10 protein-coding genes and 2 pseudogenes are annotated in these 19,153 nt (G+C 58.7%); 4 read left to right on the top strand and 8 right to left on the bottom strand.

The genetic code is table 11. The features are described 5' to 3' along the window. Positions 1 to 77 precede the first annotated feature (77 nt). Both AC3CD9_RS10755 and AC3CD9_RS10760 read left to right on the top strand, forming a co-directional pair. Positions 78 to 3,596 carry a CDP-glycerol glycerophosphotransferase family protein gene (locus tag AC3CD9_RS10755; RefSeq protein ID WP_488363858.1) on the top strand — a complete coding sequence of 1,173 codons (3,519 nt, stop codon included), beginning with the start codon at positions 78 to 80 and terminating at the stop codon, positions 3,594 to 3,596. A gap of 573 nt (positions 3,597 to 4,169) precedes the next feature. Then, positions 4,170 to 4,520, top strand: a pseudogene (locus AC3CD9_RS10760) (IS1634 family transposase); the annotation flags it as partial. Between the two features lie 157 nt (positions 4,521 to 4,677). Here the strand turns inward: AC3CD9_RS10760 and AC3CD9_RS10765 are convergent. Further along, entirely contained in the window at positions 4,678 to 6,420 is a 1,743-nt protein-coding gene (locus tag AC3CD9_RS10765) for a glycosyltransferase (protein ID WP_488363859.1), read from the bottom strand. A gap of 302 nt (positions 6,421 to 6,722) precedes the next feature. Here AC3CD9_RS10765 and AC3CD9_RS10770 point away from each other — a divergent pair. Continuing rightward, positions 6,723 to 7,055: pseudogene (locus tag AC3CD9_RS10770) on the top strand (IS1634 family transposase); the annotation flags it as partial. A gap of 117 nt (positions 7,056 to 7,172) precedes the next feature. Here AC3CD9_RS10770 and AC3CD9_RS10775 read toward each other — a convergent pair. Beyond that, entirely contained in the window at positions 7,173 to 8,087 is a 915-nt protein-coding gene (locus AC3CD9_RS10775; protein WP_488363860.1) for a GT-D fold domain-containing glycosyltransferase, read from the bottom strand. 550 nt (positions 8,088 to 8,637) lie between these two features. On the opposite strand from AC3CD9_RS10775, the gene AC3CD9_RS10780 reads away from it, so the two are divergent. Continuing rightward, positions 8,638 to 9,858, top strand: a complete 1,221-nt coding sequence (locus AC3CD9_RS10780) for a CDP-glycerol glycerophosphotransferase family protein (protein ID WP_488363861.1) — start codon at positions 8,638 to 8,640, stop codon at positions 9,856 to 9,858. 15 nt (positions 9,859 to 9,873) lie between these two features. Here AC3CD9_RS10780 and AC3CD9_RS10785 read toward each other — a convergent pair whose 3' ends face one another. The 6 genes from AC3CD9_RS10785 to tagD form a co-directional block, all read right to left on the bottom strand. Further along, positions 9,874 to 11,763, bottom strand: coding sequence for a glycosyltransferase (locus AC3CD9_RS10785; protein WP_488363862.1), 1,890 nt, complete (start codon positions 11,761 to 11,763; stop codon positions 9,874 to 9,876). 52 nt (positions 11,764 to 11,815) lie between these two features. Then, a complete protein-coding gene (locus AC3CD9_RS10790; RefSeq protein WP_488363863.1) occupies positions 11,816 to 14,467 on the bottom strand; it encodes a hypothetical protein in 2,652 nt (883 codons plus the stop codon). 115 nt (positions 14,468 to 14,582) lie between these two features. Then, positions 14,583 to 16,703, bottom strand: coding sequence for an acyltransferase family protein (locus AC3CD9_RS10795; RefSeq protein ID WP_488363864.1), 2,121 nt, complete (start codon positions 16,701 to 16,703; stop codon positions 14,583 to 14,585). 161 nt (positions 16,704 to 16,864) lie between these two features. Continuing rightward, the gene (locus AC3CD9_RS10800; RefSeq protein ID WP_167198592.1) at positions 16,865 to 17,788 is read right to left on the bottom strand and encodes a glycosyltransferase family 2 protein; all 924 of its coding nucleotides are present in this window, start codon (positions 17,786 to 17,788) and stop codon (positions 16,865 to 16,867) included. Beyond that, positions 17,785 to 18,615, bottom strand: coding sequence for a CDP-alcohol phosphatidyltransferase family protein (locus AC3CD9_RS10805; RefSeq protein ID WP_488363865.1), 831 nt, complete (start codon positions 18,613 to 18,615; stop codon positions 17,785 to 17,787). The genes AC3CD9_RS10800 and AC3CD9_RS10805 overlap by 4 nt, the downstream gene beginning before the upstream one ends. Before the next feature lie 65 nt (positions 18,616 to 18,680). After that, on the bottom strand, positions 18,681 to 19,070 hold the full coding sequence (gene tagD, locus AC3CD9_RS10810) for a glycerol-3-phosphate cytidylyltransferase (protein WP_039206950.1): 390 nt from the start codon (positions 19,068 to 19,070) through the stop codon (positions 18,681 to 18,683). Between the last annotated feature and the right edge of the window lie 83 nt (positions 19,071 to 19,153).

Consider the following 19,153-nt stretch of genomic DNA (forward strand, 5'->3'; position numbering starts at 1 on the left):
GTCAGTTCGGAGCTCCGAGGATTCCTGCAGCAAATGAAGACACGCATTCCGACAGTCTCGTCTGATTAGACTTGCGCATGGCAAATAAGCCCAGACGTTTTCAGCGTCGACTGAACAACGATCCACAAGGAGCACTGACTACCGCAGTGAGTATCGATCTCAAAGAGCTTCTCTTCCCAGCAAGAGCCACTGGTGACAACGGCACTGCTTCAACCGCGGCGTCCAAAAAAACCCTTCGAATGGAACAGCACAAGACTAAGCTCACCGCCGATGTTACTGTCTCGGATAAATTGTCGATCGTCAACGTGTGGGTGTTCCTCGACACTGGCGAATGGTACGTCCTGAATTCTGCAGCGCAGGATATCGGCGCAGGCGCAGCAGTTCTTGCCATTGAACTCGCCGAAGTGAGCTCTCTCCTTGTCGCTGAATACTCTCGCTCGTCAGAGGACTTGCGCCATACAGACGAGAACAAGGGACGGATGACGTTCTACCTGGAGGTAACCGGGCCAGTAGACGCGATCTCCGAGACGGCCCGGCAACAGGCCGTGGCGAACGGCTGCGGCCAAGAACCTGCGGCCGAAGGGGCAAAGCGGAGCGAAGCCGAATACCCGGCAGTCGTCCATGGCCTTGTCCCGCTTGGTCGCTTTCACCATACCGAGATTCCGACCTTCACACCCGTGGAGATTGACGGCAACACGGTGACTCCATATGTCACCAAGAAGGGAAACATCGCCGTCGCAGTCAATAATGATCTGCGCCCATTCATGCGCGTTCACGTTGATGAGGTGACTGTCGGCGACTCGCGCCGAGTGCTCCTGAACGGCCGCATCTATACCCGTCACTCCTCGATCAGCGAGCTCCAGCTTCAGCTGGCCGCGCGGACGGCCGAACACGTCATCACGGTTCCGGCAACATTGACTTTTAACCAGGAGGAGACCGAACAGAGGTTCGGCCTCAATCGGTACTGGTTCACAGCGGATCTTCCACTCTCCGAGTTCCTCGCTCTTGACGGACGCGCCGACGACATCTTCGATACATGGTTGACCGCCGCGATGGCAGGTAGAGCTGAACGCCACCGTGTGCGCGTCGGAAAGAACCGATACCTCGTGAGACGAAAAGCCGCGCCGGGGACTGCTGCGGTCGGCGAATCAGCAGTGTCGGTAGTCCCCTATTTCACCATGAAGGCGAAGAACATCTCGTTTCAAGTGGAGTATTTCGACCGTCGCGCATTGGAGCTCATTGACGGTGCGATCAGTCGACCGAGAAAGTTCCGGAGCATTGCACGACAGGCCTTCTCCGATCGGCCTGTCTGGCTGGTAGGGGAAATGCCCTTTAAAGCACAAGACACCGGACTGTCTCTATTTAAGTATCTCATCGACAATCATCCGGAGATCGACGCTCGGTACGTCATCGACCTCGATTCTCCAGAGCTTTCCAACCTTGTCGGATATGAAGAACATGTCGTTCGGCACAGGTCTGAAGAACATGTTCTGTTGTCACTAGCCGCCAGCAGGATCATCGGCTCGCACCATCCCGATTACATCTACCCGACTCGGCGCAAAGAGTTCGTCAAGGCATGCAGAGGGCTTGAAGTGTTCCTGCAACACGGAGTCATGGGCATGAAGTGGATGACTCAGACTTACGGCAAAGACGCATCCGGGTTTTCAACGGACCTGTTCTTGACCAGCTCTGAACGGGAAAAGAAGATGATCGTCGAAGACTTCGGTTATTCCCCTGCTGAAGTCGAAGTCACCGGCCTGTCGCGATTCGACGCGCTATTCGACGATGATGTCCGAGTTCAACCCAACCAGGTGCTGATTCTCCCGACTTGGAGAGACTGGCTGACTACGACAGATTCCTTCGAAGAGACTAAGTTCTTCGAAGAATGGCACGGGTTCCTCAACAGCCCCGAACTGCTCGACCTGTGCAGAAGATTTGATCTCGATATCGTCTTCGGCCTCCACCCGAACATGCGGCACCATATCGAGAAGTTCTCGGACTCCCCGGCTCGGATCTTCGTCCAAGGCGAAGTAAATGTTCAGACGCTGATCAAGCAGAGCGGCATTATGATCACAGACTATTCGAGCGCGGGACTCGACTTCAGTTTTCTGCATAAGCCGCTACTATACTTCCAATTCGATCGTACGCGATTCTTCGGAAAGTCCGGGTCGCACTTCGACCTTGAACGTGAGCTGCCCGGACCGGTGTGTTGGTCTCGTAACGGGTTGCTCCGTCAGCTCGAACGCCTGATTACAGCCGGCGAGCAATCCTTTTCTGAGTACTTCGCGCGAGCCGACTTGCTCTACCCGTTCCGGGACCAGAACAACAGAGAACGAATCGTCCAAGCTATTCTCACTGCGTCGCCGAGAAGCACGCTCGACAACGTCACACATTCGGAACCCGTGCAGCTGCTTCAGAAACGACTACGCCGCAGCAAGCACTACTTCCCTGCGATGAAGCGGATGTTCTCGGCCGCGAAGAAGCTTCCGATGCTCGACGATGTCATCGTGTTCGAATCCGGGTTGGGTCGGCAGTTCGCTGACAGTCCGCGGAAGATCTACGAAGAACTCGTTCGACGTGGCGACGGGCGAACCAAGGTGTGGGTCTACGACAAGAAGCTCCCGACCGTCGATCCTCACACTCTCGTCGTCAAACGCCTGTCGCCTCAGTACTTCTGGTACCTAGCTCGTGCGAAACACTGGGTGAACAACCAGAACTTCCCCTACTACATCACGCGCCGGAAGAATGGTGTCTACCTCCAGACCTGGCATGGTACTCCTCTGAAGCGAATGCAGCACGATCTCGACAGGATCGAGGGACGAGATGCCGGCTATCTGGACAGAGTGACCCAGGCGAGCGCTCAATGGTCCTATCTTCTGTCCCCGTCGCCATACGCGACAGCGGCGTTCTCGACGGCTTTCCGACACGATGCGGCCATCATCGAGAAGGGCTATCCGCGCAACGATGTGCTGAGCAGCCCTAATTTGCAAGAGCTACGAGAAGAGGTCCGACTGAAGCTGGACCTCCCTGAAGGGAAGAAGGTTCTTCTCTACGCACCGACATTTCGCGACGATCAGAACATCTCGGGGAATCGGTTTGCCTTTACCCTGCCGTTCGATCTCGAGTCTTTCGCCGCCGAATTCGGAGACGATTATGTTCTCCTGCTGCGGATGCACGTCGTTGTCAGGAGCAAAATCACCATCCCTGACCACCTCACCGATGTGATTCGCAATGTCTCAGCACACGATGACATCAACGAATTGTATCTCGTCAGTGACGCACTGATCACCGACTACTCATCGGTGTTCTTCGACTATTCCATTCTGCAGCGACCAATCATCTTCTACGCTTACGACCTCGAGAAATACCGGGACCAGCTGAGAGGCTTCTACCTCGACTATGAGGCCGACCTTCCTGGGCCCATCGTGACGAGCCAGAGCGAATTGTGGGACACACTCACGACCTTGGACCGGCAGTCGCCAGAGCTCAGCGCACGTTCCTCAGCGTTCGCCGCAGAGTATGCGCCTCACGACGACGGCCGTGCCGCAAGTCGCGTCGTAGACGAGGTGTTCTTCACAGAACAGACAGACAAATAGTCCAGCTTCCACATCAAAGAGCACGACTTCCGGTTCGTCAGTGCTAGCCCATCGCCGGAGCGCTCGATTCGGGCTACTCCCAGTCTGTCCGATTAGCAGAACGGCATGGTCCGGAATCGCCGCCTGCATTGGCAGTGCCTATCCGTAGAAGATGTAGCGAACGATTGGGGTGCATCTCGCAGATCAGTGCAAACGCGAGAATCAACAGCCGAAGAGGTCACAGGCTCAGGGTGCTCCGCAACAGGCGGGGTTCCGCTAAGCCAGCGAAGCTTCCCGGTTGGGTGCGCTAAGTTTAGTGATTCGAGTCTGTTTTCCTCTATGTTTGCGCCACGCATACGATCTCAAAAAATTGCGAAGACAGCCTCCGAGGTTTCCATTTCCACCACAAGAAGGATGTATCAGGTCCTCTGCTAAAGACTCAGCTCGAACTGTTCGCGGCGGTACCCTCGCTCAAAGACCACGGCAGCTCCGCGCAGTTGGCCCAAGCTTCTTCAGACTTCGCCCGTCGATTCGCGCCGAGCTTTGACGGTCGCGCAATCTGACTTGCTTCACCTGGGCCGATTTTGGGCATCGACGAACATCGCCGCTGACGTGATGTCGGCGAACGACGTCGTTGGTTCGTATCACGACCTGTGGCATGTCGAGCAGTCTTTTCGGAATACTGACCTTCGAGCCCGTCCGATCTTTCATCGCACTCGTGATCGAGGCGCACCTGACAGTTGTGTTCACGGCATTGGCATATCGAGGTCCATGCAGGAAGCGACGGGGATGTCATTGAAGAAGATCGTCACCACGCTGCGGCCTCTTCGTGAGTTCGTGGGCGAGATCGATGGACACGAGCTCGTGTTCCCACCCGAACTCCCGCCGTCGGCCACGCAACTGATCGAAAACGTCGAAAACTTCGGGCCAGAGCCGGGACACTAAAGTAGAGCAACTCAGGACGGTCCAGATAAGTCGACTGCTCTGCGCAAACTGCTCGAGTCTAAAGACTCGGCAGTCCGAGCAGCACTCGACGCCTGAGCTCGCGAATGAAATTGGCCCCGGCCTCACCTCACGGTGGGGTCGGGGCCTTTCGTCGTTCCTACGCCCTGCGCGGGCTCCCCGACGCAGCGTGGATCCGTGCACTGAGGTTTCCATGAGCCGTTGTGTACAAGCTCACCGATTCGGATTCGTTCGTGATTGCCGAATTGTCGCTTGCGAGGCGCGCACGGTTGAAGCTACGTCCGTGGACAAAGTCGATAGAGATATCGACGAGTCCTGGTGGGATGGTTGTGAGACGAGAGGTGGGAATCGTCGCGTGCACTTTGTGCCCTTCGAGCGTTGCGTGGACTCTACCGAAGAAGGCACCGGCCCGGGAGCTCCACGACACGAACACGCTTTCAGGGATGTCGTCCCCAATTCCCTGCACCTGAATGTCCAGGACTATCGAGTCGTCTCTGACGGATGCTGAGGAGATGGTCGCGTGCGGGTTATCCAGCTTGATGATCGGGTCGAAGGTTTTCTCTGCGAGGACTTCACCCCATCTCTGGACGATGGGTCGCTCGAAGTAGTCAGCGGCTCGAGCGATGGCAGCTCGCCGCATTGTCTCGACCTCGTCTTCCCTCATGGCCACGGTACGCAGGATCGTGGCTGCACAAGCCTCCGTGTCACCGGGAGGGACAAGGAACCCGTTGACTCCATCCTCGATGATGTCACCCGGGCCGTAGGCAATGTCATAGGCGATCGGAATGCATCCTGCAGACATGCTTTCCAGGATCACGAGACCCTGCCCCTCGAAGCGGCTCGTGAGGAGGCTGAACGAGGCTGTGTGGAAGTTCTGCTTTGCTCCCGGCGTGTGACCGTGGAGGATCGCAGAGCGTTTCACTCCGAGATCGTCAACGAGGCGCTCAAGCATTGGTCGGTCGGTGCCGTCGCCATACACGTCGAGACGGATACCTGGGTCGCTGGAAACGGCTGTGCCGATTGCTCGTACTGCATCCTCGACACGTTTCTGCTCGGCGAGCCGAGCGATCATGGCACCACGGCGACGGTCACGGGGAGCCGTCGGATCTCCGTGCAGGTCATCGGTGAGATTCGAGACGGTTCTCAACCGGCCCGCCGAAAGCTCCGCCTCCGTCATGTCTACCTGCTGCTGATCGGTCAGCGTGGTCACGAGGTCAAACGAATCGAGATGTTTGAGGAACTCCGACTTCCCCCGGGACAGTTCACCGTGGATATGGTCCCGTGGATTTTGCAGGAACGGGTTGTGCATCACCTGGCACAGGATCACGTTGTCGCGACGGTAGTCGTGGATCAGCGCCCCGGTGAATGAAGAGTCCGATATTAGGTAGGTCGGCTTCTCATCGAAGACAACGTCAAGCCATGCATGATAGAACGCTCGAGCGGTCGGCCACTGGCCGATAACGTTCTGTGCCCGATCGAACAGTGTGATTCGTCGACCGCTGCGTTTCCCCCGCTTGCCCATGTCCAGTCTATCTATGACGAGTAGGTGGCCAAGGTCGTGGTAGCGGTCGACCTGCAGAAGGACTCCGTCGTCTGCTTTACGGTACTCAGACCAACCGTCCTCGGCGCTAGGCACTACGTCTTCAATCGCACGTTCCTCGACGTCGAGGGTGCCGACCATTCGCCGCAGCTTCCGATCCGGGCACGCCGTGAGGTCTTTCCACAGGTTGCGGATCTTGACCCGCCGATCAATTCGCTTCTCTGTGTGCAGCTCCTTGTCCCGGTCCTGTGTTTTCATTTCCGGGCTCAACGTCAGGATCTCGACCCGCCGGTTGTCTTGGCGCGCAAACGCTGAACTTCTGTCCAGAACGACAGTCGTCATTCCGCCGAATTCGTACGCAATACCCCATGTCAAAGCGTAGTGGCGGCCTTCCGGTAGGAGTCCTTTGCGGGGAAACCGACGCCGGATGCGCGGGGTGAGGGGGTGTCGTTGCGAGGAACCGAGCATGATCATCAAGACTACTCGTGTGGTTGCCGAGAACTGAAATATCCCACGCGCCTGTGATGCTTTCGTTATATCGCCGCATCATCCGAATGCGCCCTGTGTCGTGTCCTCGCCTCATAATCGAACTATAACCGAGGATTACGGCACCGCCACCTGACGGTACTGGCAGAAGATTCGCAACGATGTCGGCGACCGACGTCGTTGGTTCGTATCACGACCTGTGGCATGTCGAGCAGTCTTTTCGGAATACTGACCTTCGAGCCCGTCCGATCTTTCATCGCACTCGTGATCGAGGCGCACCTGACAGTTGTGTTCACGGCATTGGCATATCGAGGTCCATGCAGGAAGCGACGGGGATGTCATTGAAGAAGATCGTCACCACGCTGCGGCCTCTTCGTGAGTTCGTGGGCGAGATCGATGGACACGAGCTCGTGTTCTCACCCGAACTCCCGCCGTCGGCCACGCAACTGATCGAAAACGTCGAAAACTTCGGGCCAGAGCCGGGATACTAAAGTAAAGCAACTCAGGAGCGATGACGGTCGCGCAACCCACCTCGTGGGTTATGCCAACCTCTCCAACCCCGAGCGCACGCCCGTGACAGCAACCGCGGGGGCACGAAGACGTCAGCGTTATTGGGCCTCGGGTCGAGCGGCGTCGTGGAAGGCATTCTTGTAACTTGCGGCGATGTGGCCAATGTCCAGCGCCAATTGCCCTTTCGCTGCCAATCTGTTCGCCAGAACAGTACCCGTTGGGCCCATGCTGATGAGCACCACGTCAGAGTTTGCCGTCAACGCCGCATTTTCAAGCTCATCAATATCGAAGTAAGCGTTGCGATTAGCTCCATAGACGAACTTGGCGCTGTTCAGGGTGTCGAACAATTCGGGGATGAGATCGAAGCGCGACTGGGAACCCGTCACCACGCATGCGTCCATTCCGTCCCAGACTTTTCTCCAGGCGTCCACGGCGCTCTGCTTCCATCGTCGGAAGTAGATTGGCCTAGTAACGTGGGTGCAGCCGTATTTAGCTTCGTCCGGGTAGAGCTTCTTGAGCTGCGGATAGTAGTTCGCCCACACATTAGACCAAAAGGGATCCTTGATGACCGTCGGCATTCCGACCAGTGTTGTGGAACTGGACCCGTGCGTCAATACCTGTTCAAGCTCCAACTGTATTTCCGGAACGATGTCTTGAAAGACGTGATTACCGTCAGGACGGAGCATAACCTTGAACTCCCCGTCTCCAAAACGAGCGAAACTGACCTTTTGGGTAGCAAGCCGCCTCATCGTCTCTTCGTAGCCTAGGAAGTGGCTGCTGGCGTAAGATTCGAGCTCTGCATAGATTGGCTCGATTGCCACGAGCCGTAAAGTGTCGAGGTTAAGGCGTTCGGCCCGAGTTAGCTGGACGTCGGTGATGTGGTGACGGTCTTTCGCGATTACCGTTAGGAACTCACGAATCTTAGTTAAATCGTTCACGGCCTTATTGAGCAAATCGCGCCCCAGCGCGATCTTCAATTGCTGTTTCAACTTTTCGCCACCGTTGGGTCTCATTACTGGCACCTATCCGCCCTAATCAACTCTTGAGTATACAAGTCTACGCCAATCACCGCGTCGTGATCTTCTCAACACTTCAGGTTGCACATCCCGCGCGTATATAACTCTTGTGAAGCTAGAATCTTCGATTTTTTTCAAACGGGGTTCCATGACGAAGGTGGAATCCACTCAGTGGCAACGGCTGGGCTATAGGACGAGGTGCCGCACCGGGCGTTCAGAAAACTGCGCGCTTCCGGCGACGCCGCCTGCCTTCGCCGTCGACCGCGTCGCCATCCACGGTTCTGCCCTGGCAATTCCCGCACGCGTTGAAGAACATTTGTATGCTGCGCCGACATACTGTTGAGTAATCGCCGATCGAGCGAGTGCATCCGTCTAGCTTGTCCAGCGTTGACCAAGTTCACAATCAACCGTTTGATGCCCGTACCATTGATTCAAAAGCCACGTCTGTGTGGATTCAAGTGCTTGCCTCTACATCGAAAGGAACATCGTGAGAAGCCTGATCCGAAAGCCGGCTCTATGGGCCGTGCGCTCGTCTGCTTGGAAAAATGTGAGCAAATGGATCAGAGGCACCGAGCGGTGGAACCGGCTCGAGGACGAATTCGATGGCAGCTACGCCCAGGGCGATGTGGTCGTGTATTTCGGTGATCGCAGTTCCAAGTTCTATCAACTCGAACAGTGGCTTCCCGTCCTCGAAGAACTCCACAAAAAGCACCGGGTCGTTCTTGTCCTGCGCAAGGGATCGGCACTGCTGCAAGCCCTCGAGTCCACCCACCTACCTGTCGTATTCAAACGGCGCTTCGACCCTCTCCACACCTTCTACCATGCCAACGATTTCAAGCTGGCGCTCTACGTCAATAACGGTGTGACGAACTTCCAGTCCCTGGCCTTCGCCCCGATGGTTCACGTTCATGTCAATCATGGTGAGTCTGACAAGCTGAGTATGGTGTCCAATCAGGCGAAATCCTACGACAAGGTGTTCGTCGCCGGCGATGCTGCGATCGAACGACATCGCAGAGCGCTCATCGATTTCGACGAATCGGCGCTGGTCAAAGTCGGTCGCCCGCAGCTGGACATCGACAGGCCGCCGGAGCTCGAGCCGTCGTCAGCACGGACGATCATGTACGCGCCGACGTGGGAAGGTGAGAACGAGTCGAACAATTACACCTCGGTCGACCTCTACGGCCCCCAGATCGTCGAGGCCGCGTTGAGGGTCCCGAACGCCCGACTCATCTATAAGCCTCATCCCCGGGTCGAAGCTTCCAACGACCCCGCTATGACGGAGGCGAACACGCGTATCCTCGCACTCATCGACCACGCGAACGAAGCCATCGACGACCCGACGCAACAGCACCAGGTGCTCATGCAGGGTGACATCCTCGCCATGTTCGACACGGTTGACCTGCTTGTCACCGACATCTCCAGTGTCGGACTCGACTACCTCTACCTCGAACCGCACAAGCCCTTGGCGCTGACTGACCGCCGCACCGACACGAACAAGCTCAATGCCGAAGCCCCCATCAGCCGAGCAACCCCGATCATCGACGAGACGACGGTCGACAGAGTGGAATCGATGTTGCTGGAGATGTTCTCCGATGACACGGCCGCCGCTGCCAGGCAGGAACTCAGGCGACACTACTTCGGAGAAGGTGAGAAAGGGACGTCGACCGCCCTGTTCACCGCTGCCGTCTCCGATCTCATCGCCGATCGCACCGTCGAACTGAGAAAGTTCCACTCAGAGAGCACCAACGCGGAGTCCAGCGACGACTGAGGTCCCAATCTCAGCTCACGAGTGTGGACGAACCGACAGGTTCCCATGCTTCGTCGAATACCATTCTCTGTCCCCTGCTTGCACAGCACGGAACCGCCTCGGTGCCTTGATTCTCCGCTTGGCTGTCCACATGTCGTGGGCTCTGCGCAGGAACACGTCGAAAGTCTCGTCGGGAGACTCCGAGAAGCCCGCGTAGTCGACGTCGAAGGTAAGAACGACTTTGTTGCCGAATCTGCGGGTTGAGATCTGCGTACTGCTGCTGACGAAGAAGGTGCTGAGCTTCCGGCCCGCAACCACCAGCTCCAGGCTCTCAGCAATCGCCGGATGGATCCGGTCGAGTTCGATCTCGATGCGGCAACCCTGAGTTGTCGCCTCGCAAGTGAGCTTCTTGGCGGCGATCGACGGTGCCGATTTCCCGTCACGGTCATCGGGCAGGTTCACCACCGCCACTTCTTCCAGCGCGTCCTGCCAACGCTGGTAACCCGCTTCAGGAAGGTAGCGTTCGACGGTCTTCCGTGCCTCCCGACGCATGCCCTCGACGCGGTCCTCGTCCAATGTGAGGAAGGCGTCGATCTGGTCGGACAGCGCGTCGATGTCGCTCCACGGTGTGATTAAGCCGTTGCGGCCGTGCTCGATCAGATCTCGCGGGCCATAGGTGATGTCGTAGACGATGGGGATGCATCCGGCCCCCATGGATTCCATCATCGACAGCGGCAGGCCCTCACTCGTACTCGTGAGCATCGAGAACGACGCTGACTGCAGTCTTTCTGACACATCGGTGACATACCCGGGCAGTCCGACGCGGTCACCGAGGTCGAGGTCGTCGATGAGTTTCTCGAGTCTGCCTCGTTCGCTGCCCTCGCCAAGGACGGTCAAGGAGACGTCGATTCCGCGGTCTCTCAATTCGGCCACCGCACGGATCGGATGGTCGATGCGTTTGAGCGCGATGAGATTGGCGATCATGACGGCCGAGTTCAGTGGTCGCCGGCACGAAGCCTCCGGCAGCACCGCCGATTCTGGAAGCTCCCCCGTCAGCAGGCGGATGTTCGCCTCCGTGAATCCCAAGGCTCTGACCGCCTCGGCCTGCTGTTCGGTCTGCACCCCGACGATGTCGAAACGGTCGAGGTTGCGTATCGTGTCCAGCCGGCGCGGCAGGATCTGACCATGGTTCCCGTTCCACGGGTGGCGAAGATGAGTCCCGTGGAGGAACAGAATGAGGGGGAATGCCCGGTCCGAGATCTCGTGGATGAACTCGCTGACCTTCTTCTCATCGACGATGACGACGGCAGGTTCCTTCGTCACCACTGCCGAGACCCAAGCATTGTAGAAGTCTCGGGGTCGTCGCCATTCCGTCATCGGCCGTCCGTCCGGCGAATGCAGGACGAACCGTCGGCCGAGCTTCGAATCGTCGATGTCGGCAAGCAGCAGACTTCCGTCCGCTCGCCGGTAGTTGCGTCGGATGACCGCTCCGGTCTGCGTGTTGCGGAACACATCGTAGAAAGCGGTGATGTTTTCGGCCTCGCCGCCCTCCGGCGATACCGGCGCTCTCAGAGTTTCACCCCTGAGCGCGGCCAGGCCCGATTCGGTTCTGGACCGCAGTTCCTGCCAGATGTTCACCAGCTCGACGTCATCGCTGATCTTTCCCTGGGCGGCCAGACGTGCCCTGGTCTCGTTGGTGTCCATCCGCGGGCTGAACGTGAGAATCGTCTGAGACAGCGGGCGCCCGTACTTCTGAAAGCTGCGAATCCGTCGGAGGGCGGCCGTCGTCATCCCGCCCATGGATGAGGGGATCCCCCACAGGACGTTATAGACGTGCACTGCGTCGGTGCCGAGAGGACGAGCAGCGTCGACCGAGTCAGGATGGTTGCCGTTGTTCTCACGGCTGGGTCGAGCATTCAGACTCACTGCTGATGCCTTTCTTCAGTACATCGGCGATGTAGAGGGCGAGGGCGGCGCCTCACCGACTCAACGCCATGTGACCGTAGTGTCGGGTCTGGCCGCGCCAGTTGACGATCTTGGGGTCCGCCGAGGTCTCCCATTGCGCACGGACGTTCCAGTCGCCGTCGAGATCCGCATAGCGTCCACGGACCACCGTCAGTAGGGCATCGACAAAGCTGATGGTGACTTCGGACAGCAGACCGATGACGCGTTGGGTGACGCCGTCTTCGCGCAGCGCGCTCGGATTGAGCACGGCGATCTGTGGGTCGAAGGGAGCGAAGTCGTCGTTCATTTCCGCATGGCTGGCGAAGACGTACTTGAGCGCAGCGACGTGATCGTCGCCGAATGCGCTGGCCGTCCGACGCATCAGGGTGAGCCCGCTGGATCGGTTCTTCCTCACATCGTGCTTCGCCGCGAGGAGCGCCTCGTCGAGGTCGGTCGCCGCGAGCTCGGCGATGTCGGTCCTGACCTCCGCCGCGGCGGGGATGACGACGAGTCGCTCATGGTCGGGGAACAGTTCCGGCAACAGAGCCTGCACCAGGTCGTTGCTGTTCGTGACACCGGGGAACGTCACCGGTGGGAGAGCGCGGATCGTGCCATTGGTCAGGTGCGACGCGATGTCGTCGATGTGCGTCGGGTCGAGGGCGCCCGCCGGCAGCCACACCCGATAGCGCGTCGATGTGCGGCCGTCGATGGCGTTGACCGCAGATGCGACCAGCGCCTGTTCGCCCTTGTCGACGGTCATGACGATGTCCGTGACGTTGTTCTCCGGCGTCGGCTTCTCGGCCGCCGCGACCACAGCCGCAACTGCGGCGCTGTCTGCTTCAGGCAAATGTGCAGTGGCCAGGTAGTCGTCGGCGGCAACCATATCATCTGCTGTGATCTCGACCCATTTGCTGTAGATCTCGTCTTCTGATGCTCCCGTGGCGATGAGGGGAAGAAGCACGGAGAGCTTGTCGAGGATTCCATTGCGAATCGCGTCGAATTCGTCTTCATTGATGCCGATCAGTCCGCCGAAACGAGAATCGGACTTGTTCTTGGGTTCGAACTCGACGTCCGCGCCCACCGAGCGTGCGGGAAGGTTGGCGTGCAGGCGAGACGTGAGGACCTGCTTGTACTTATACGCATAGTCGGCGACCCAGTTGCGGGCCAGTTCGAGGTTCTCAGGGAACGATTTGTCACGGATGGCAGTGACAGTCTGCTTCTTCGTCGGTCCCTTGCCGCCCTTCGTCCAATCGACGCGCAGGGTTCCGGTGCGGTGGTCGGCCGACGGTGCGGGGAAGAGCGTATCGACGGTCGTCGTCAGGCAGCCGGAGAAGAACGCGGGGACGCCGACGGCACGGAGTACCGCCACTGACTGCCAGTCACGGCAGCCGACCGGGCCGTACTTCTTCAGGTAGGCGATGGCCTCAGGGGTGAGCATCTCGGGATAGCGGACGAAGACCGACAGCAGGATCGGACGGAGGTTCGGATGGAACGGAATGTTGAAAGATTTTCCGAAGATGTCGTGCATGTACCAGCCGAAGGCGATGTACCAGGTGTCTTCGGGGATCTCCTGGTAGACGTTGCCGTCGCGATAGACCTCGACGAGGTTGAGCTCGGCTTCGGGGCCCGTGTACTTCCGTTCGTCCTTGACGGATTCCCGGAGCTTCGCGAAGAGTGCGGTCAGCCCTTCGTCGCCGGAGAACGTCAGGTTCTCATAACGGAGGAGGTGGCCGATCGAGGCGATCGTCTGAATGTAGTCGCCGATGTTGCGGGAGCGGATACCCGGCTGATCGTAGCTGAGCACTCCGAAATTCCGCGTCCCTGGTGTCGTGGGAAGTGGTTCGAGGTGTTTGCCGCCGGGCAGCCAGTCGAGCATGCGGGTGAGTTCGTAGCGCACCGCCTCGTCGAGGTCGTCCTGCTTCAGGCGTGAGTCGACGAGGGTGCGGACGTGGTCGAAGGCATCGATGCAGAAGGCAGATTCCGCGGTGCGCAGCACGGCTTTCTGACTCCACCGCTGAGTCTCCCCGGACTCATTCGATCGTTCCAGCAGAGGCAGTGCCTCACGCCCGAGCGAGTCGATGGCGGTGGGGTAGTACTCTTCGGCGGCCGCAATGATGAGATCCCGATCACCGACTTGTGCGAATTCCGCCCATGCCACTGCCGGCTCCGAGGAACGCTGGTACGCCATTCCCAGGAGTGCTCTGCCGACCTCCTCTTGGTTGGGCTGGGCGCACAGGGTGAGTCCGATGGACACGACTTCGGACTGGAAGCCCGCGGCGATGAGCGCTCGCGCCGCTTCGATGTTCGAGGGGCCGAAAGACCCTCCCTTGGCCAGGGACTCTGACAGCGTCGAATGCGCCTTCAGTCGTGCCAGCTGCCGTTCCTTGGAAACGACCTCCTGCGACGACGGTGCGACGTTCCAGCCATCGATGTCTTCGGCAGATCCACCTCTCAGCCCGACGGCAAGCTTCCGATATGCCCGGGCGGTCGCGGCTGCGTTCTTCTGCGCCTCGGCGGCCGACTTCTTGCTGCCTTTTCCCCCGGCGGCTCGTTCACGCACGTATTTCGTCCCCGATGCACGTTCCACCACGGGCAGGGCTCTACGGGCGATTCCGTGGACGACTGGCTTCACCAGTTCGCGTCCCTTGCTGAAGTATCGGTCGGCAGCGTTTCGTCCAGTGGTCACTCGTTCAGTCCTTTGCAGAAGTTTCGGTGATCGGTCGTTCGTAGCAGGCGGTGGTCAAGATCAATCAGGCACACGCTATCCGACTTGACTGTCAGTTCGATGAACCGCAGCAGTCTCAGTCGAAGGTGCCGAGGCCCGTCTTGCGGAGACTTGAGTCGAATTGCGGGGCAAGAGTCTGCGCATAGGTCGCGGTAATGTGCGCGGTGTCAAAATAGGTGATGACTCCGCCGATGACCGGCTCGCAGCGCCCGTCAGGGCAGAACCAGTCCTGGGGATAGATGACTGACAGCTTCTTCGAATCAATGGTCTTCGCAGAGGCCGCGAGCGGATCCATCCAGTGCCATGACTCCGGAGTTCCGGAGCACTGCTCGAGGTCGTCTTCATGCTTGGCAACACAATCCGGCACCGTGATATCCGCTCCGCCCGGGTATGGAGTATCCCGAATCACCACAACATCGAGATCCGCGTCTACCCAGCGCTGCAGGATCTCACGATGCCCTTCAGGTGCCTTCTTCTCGGTTTCTTCCCAGTCCATGCCTTCCAACGGCGTCGACTGCCGCTCCGACGTGATCACTGCGTCGAAGCCGCCTTCAGTCGTTCTCTTCGCGACCCAATCGGCGTATTCCTGACAGCCCTTGGTCTCCTCCGGTGTCGACAGGTCCTGAGGAAGAGTCGAAATGCTGCAGTTCGAGGCAAGGAACGTCGTGATCGTCAGATCATGCTTTTCGGCCAAGCGCTCGAGCGTCGGCAGCCAATGCCCGGCATGCGAATTCCCGACGAGTGCGACATGCTTCGACCCATCTCCATAGGTGCATTCCGGTTTGCTCGCATAAGGTGCGCTGGCCCAACAGCCATCGGCATAAGCTTTGGACTTGTCCTTCTTCGCCGCAGCGGGTTCCATCTGCAGCGAGTCCTTATCTTCGCAGTTGGGATTGTCTTTCGCGTTGGGGAGGAGAATCCCGGCACCGAGACAGGAGTCGGGGTCATCCAATTGAGCCTGCAGTTTGTCTTCGTTCTGCTCGACGATGGTGTTGGCGACGACCATCTGGCTGAGCCCCAGGGCCGCGACGAGAGCCATAGCAAGTGTCGCGAACGCGAAGGTCTTCTTCGAGCTGCTGAAGAACGACGACTTGCGGAACCGGTTCTCAACCCAAGTCGTCGAAGCCCACGCGGCGATGATCGAGACCAGAATGACGGCGATATTGTCCAGCACGCCGAGGCTCTCCGAGCGTCCGAGCTTGGCCGAAAGATAAGGCACGAGAACAATGAGCGGCCAGTGCCAGAGGTAGACGGAATACGAGATGTCGCCGAGGAATCGCACTGGTGGCAATGACAGCAGCGGAAGCACAGATGCCCTGCCCCGGGAGTCGGCGAGAATGACGAGCGCCGTCGACACCACCGGAACCAGCGCGATGTAGCCGGGGAACGGCATGTCTGCGCGGATGAGGAAAGTGGCTGCCACAATTCCGGCGAGACCGATCCACCCGAGCAGAGAGCTGAACGGAAGTCGCCCCGGTCGAACGTAGAGTACGAATACGGCAACCAGACCGCCCGCGGCCAGTTCCCACATCCTGGTCGGAGTGATGAAGTAGGCCATCGCCGGTTCGGCAGCCGTGTACCAGATAGAGAAGACGAACGAGGCAAGAAAGATTCCGAGTACGGTGAAACCGACGATCTTCTTGGACCGGCCGAGCTTCGTCCCTGCGAGGAACGCCAAACCGATGATCATCGGCCAGACGAAGTAGAACTGTTCTTCGACGGACAGCGACCAGAAATGCTGGACCGGCGACGGAGCATTGTCCGCAGCCAGGTAGTCGACGCTGGATACGGCAAAGTCCCAGTTGACGACGTAAAGCCCTGCGGAGAGGATCTGGCGCCCGGTATCGGCCCAGATCGATTGTGGAGCAACCAAGAAGGTTGCGATGCCGACGAGGAAGAGGACGAGCAACGACGCCGGCAGCAGACGCCGGACCCGTCGTGCCCAGAACTTCGCCACGTCGCCCCAACTCCGTGGAGGGGTCTTGATGAGGTGGCTGGTGATCAGGAAGCCGGAGATGACGAAGAAGACGTCAACACCGACGAATCCGCCGACGAATCGGTCGGGCCACAGGTGATAGAGCAGAACGATACCCACGGCCAGAGCTCGCAGCCCCTGGATATCGGAACGAAAGCCCGAGGGTTTGGGCACGCTCGACCTCTGCGGGGAGTTTTCAGCGACGGGGGCTGTCGACTGCATCAATCGGTTCCACTCAGTTTCTCAGTCGGTTGGTTCGGACCCGACTGCGGTCCCTGTCATTACTCGTTTCGGTCGTACGCGGCAGACAGCATGCTCTCCGGAGCCTCCCCGGTCTGATTCCTGCTGTTGCGACGCGCACCGTTCGCCATGGCGGCGTGAAGTCACACGATCGGCGGTCGACCGTGCCTGGACATTCGAAGAACGCCCCTCCTCGACAGCTTTTGCCTGTCTTCGTCTTGACCCCACGGGTCGAGACGCCATCCGGCGCGCCATCCTTCCATCCAGGCTTTGAGCTGGTGCGGCTTGTTGGCCCACTTGATGAATTGCATCAAAGTCCAGGAACCCACGTAGGCCCAACTGAAGGGCCACGGCAGATTGCGCCGCGCCAGCCAGACTCGGTTTCTCGCGTTCATGTAGAAGTATTCGTCGTGACGTCTCGGGTCGATCACCGGGTGGGCGACGGCAAGGTCGCCCATGTACCAGACGATGTAGCCGGCGTCCCAGACCCTCCATGCAAGTTCGATGCCTTCGTGCGCATACCAGAATGGGGCCGGCCAGCCACCGCATTCGTCGAAGGCCCGACGCTGCATGCAGACTGCGCCTTCCCACACCGAGAACACGTTTGAGGAGTGGTCGGCGCTTCCCTTCTTCAGTCTGGGAATCCACCGTTTCGGTGCATCCGGCCCACCGGGTTCTTCGACCCTTGGCTGGATCAGTCCGATCTGCGGTTTCGTGCGCATCAGTTGAGCCATCCGCATCAGCGACGTGTCATCCGGCAACCACGCGTCGTCGTCCAGGAAGAACAGGAATTCCCCGTCGACATGGGGGACGCCTGCGTTTCGTCCTGCAGGGATTCCGAGGTTCTCCGGCAGTCCCAATTTCTTGACCTGCTCCGGGATCCCTTCCGGCTCCCAACCGTTTCCCACGCAGACGATGTCGAGATCGACGCCCTTCTGCGCCAGCAGTGACTCGAATCCTCGGTTGAGGTCGTTTAGTCGTTTGCCTTGGCTGAGAACGACAACACCGAAAGTGTAGCGCTTGTTGTCTTCGAAGCGCTGGGAGAGGATCCGCGATGACTCGCTCATGACAGCCTCCTCGATGCCATGATCGACATGAAGTGACCGATGACTGAGAGCAGGCACAGCGGAGCCAAGATGAGGACGAGCCACCGTTCGCCGAACAGGGGCTCAGCTCCTGCCGATACGGCTATCGCGGTGACGATGCTCGAAGCCAGTGCCATCAATGACATCTCTACCGAGTGGAAAATTCGGTGGAAAGGCACGAACCGAGCGATTCGTTTGAGAGAGGCAACGACTCCGGGGTTCAGCGCGGTGGCTTCCTTCGAATCCGCGAGTTTATCGAGGCCGTTGAACGCGCGGGAGACATGAACCATGTCGTTGAGGGCTTTATTGAGAAGCACCAATCCGGCGAGAACCGTTCCGGCGAGCAGAAGTGGGTAAGTCCCTCCAGGATCGTTGATGAAGTTGTTCCACTCTCCTACAGCCCGGATTCCGAGTGCGACCGCAACCAGACCTTCAGTTGTGTAGTGGCCCACTTTGTCGAGGAACACGCCTTTTGCTCCGCTGGTTCCTCGCCACCGGGCGACCTCACCGTCACAGCAGTCGATGTACATCTGCACTTGGGAGAAGAAGACTGCAAGAACCGCTCCCCAGATGCCCGGGATCAGAAGGCTGAAGGCGATGCACCATCCGGCCAGAATCATCAGGCCGGTGACTCCATTTGCGCTGATCCGCGTGCGCACGAGCAGCATAGTGAAGTAGATCGAGATATGGCGGAGGTAGAGTTGCGCCGTCCAGTGTTCGGCATTCTTCCGACTGCGAACTTCCGGTGGCTGTGCCTTGGCCCGAAGCTCCGACAGCGTCGGATGTTTAGCCGAAGACTTTTCGGGCACGTCCGTTCCTCTCAGATCCATCGATGATGTCCAGCAACGATAGCGCGAAGTTCGCGCCATTGCTGTCAGGACTTGCCCAGCTCGCTCTTGATCCGCGTGGTCGAGATCTCGGGAGTGCGCGGCAGATAGACGACCTCGCACTTGTCCTTGAGGAAGTCGAACTCGCCTTCCCAATCGTCACCCATGACAAAGGTGTCGATGTGGTACTTCTCCACGTCAGTCGACTTCTGTTCCCAGTTGTCTTCAGGAATGACGAGGTCAACGTAGCGTATGGCCTCGAGCATGTGCTTGCGCTCTTCATAGGAGAAGTACGATTTCTTCCCCTTCCCGGCGTTGAACTCATCGCTCGACAGTGCAACGACCAGGTAGTCGCCCTGCTCTTTGCATCGCTGGAGCAGTCGAATGTGCCCATAATGGAGCAGGTCGAAAGTTCCGTAAGTGATGACTCGTTTCATTGCTGATTCCGTCCAGAGGTCAAAGCTCACATCGTGAGCCGCAGAATTAGTTCCGCGTTAGTTTATCATTCTGTTACTTCAAG

The organism is Brevibacterium sp. MGP-B1, assembly GCF_057766545.1.